The 1,284-nt window shown below is 50.1% G+C and carries 2 tRNA genes and 2 rRNA genes; all 4 read left to right on the top strand.

What is annotated here, in order from left to right:
- Positions 1–74: ribosomal RNA gene (locus AC6BYQ_RS28315) — 16S ribosomal RNA — on the top strand; the annotation flags it as partial.
- Between the two features lie 74 nt (positions 75–148).
- Positions 149–225: transfer RNA gene (locus AC6BYQ_RS28310), tRNA-Ile, on the top strand.
- A 38-nt stretch (positions 226–263) separates the two neighbouring features.
- Positions 264–339 (top strand) — tRNA-Ala (locus AC6BYQ_RS28305).
- 207 nt (positions 340–546) lie between these two features.
- Positions 547–1,284, top strand: a 23S ribosomal RNA gene (locus AC6BYQ_RS28300); the annotation flags it as partial.

Below are 1,284 nucleotides of genomic sequence, written 5' to 3'. Positions count from 1 at the left end.
CTTTGTGATTCATGACTGGGGTGAAGTCGTAACAAGGTAACCGTAGGGGAACCTGCGGTTGGATCACCTCCTTACCTAAAGATATTAGTTCGAGTGGCGTGCTCACACAGATTGTCTGATAGAAAGTAACGAGCAGAAATACCTTTATAGGCTTGTAGCTCAGGTGGTTAGAGCGCACCCCTGATAAGGGTGAGGTCGGTGGTTCAAGTCCACTCAGGCCTACCACTTCTCAGAAGTGGAAAAGGTACTGCACGTGACTGTATGGGGCTATAGCTCAGCTGGGAGAGCGCCTGCCTTGCACGCAGGAGGTCAGCGGTTCGATCCCGCTTAGCTCCACCATATAGTCCGGTATTTCAATACTTCAGAGTATATTGGCGACAGTATGCTGCGAAGTATTTTGCTCTTTAACAATCTGGAACAAGCTGAAAATTGAAACATGACGGCTGAAATTTATCCCTCCGTAGATGTATTGGGATAAAGAGTAACCTGTCATAGAGTCTCTCAAATGTTTGCAGCGCGAACGATGGAAACATCTTCGGGTTGTGAGGTTAAGTGACTAAGCGTACACGGTGGATGCCTAGGCAGTCAGAGGCGATGAAGGGCGTGCTAATCTGCGAAAAGCGTCGGTAAGGTGATATGAACCGTTATAACCGGCGATACCCGAATGGGGAAACCCAGTGTGTTTCGACACACTATCATGTCATGAATACATAGTGGCATGAGGCGAACCGGGGGAACTGAAACATCTAAGTACCCCGAGGAAAAGAAATCAACCGAGATTCCCCCAGTAGCGGCGAGCGAACGGGGAGGAGCCCAGAACCTGAATCGGCTTGTGTGTTAGTGGAAGCGTCTGGAAAGTCGCGCAGCAAAGGGTGATAGCCCCGTACACTAAAATGCACAGGTCGTGAGTTCGATGAGTAGGGCGGGACACGTGACATCCTGTCTGAATATGGGGGGACCATCCTCCAAGGCTAAATACTCCTGACTGACCGATAGTGAACCAGTACCGTGAGGGAAAGGCGAAAAGAACCCCGGCGAGGGGAGTGAAATAGAACCTGAAACCGTGTACGTACAAGCAGTGGGAGCACCTTCGTGGTGTGACTGCGTACCTTTTGTATAATGGGTCAGCGACTTATATTTTGTAGCAAGGTTAACCGTATAGGGGAGCCGTAGGGAAACCGAGTCTTAACTGGGCGAATAGTTGCAAGGTATAGACCCGAAACCCGGTGATCTAGCCATGGGCAGGTTGAAGGTTGGGTAACACTAACTGGAGGACCGAACCGA

This window comes from Serratia sp. LTN-2, from assembly GCF_059740205.1.
This window is presented reverse-complemented; position numbering and strand designations above follow the sequence as displayed.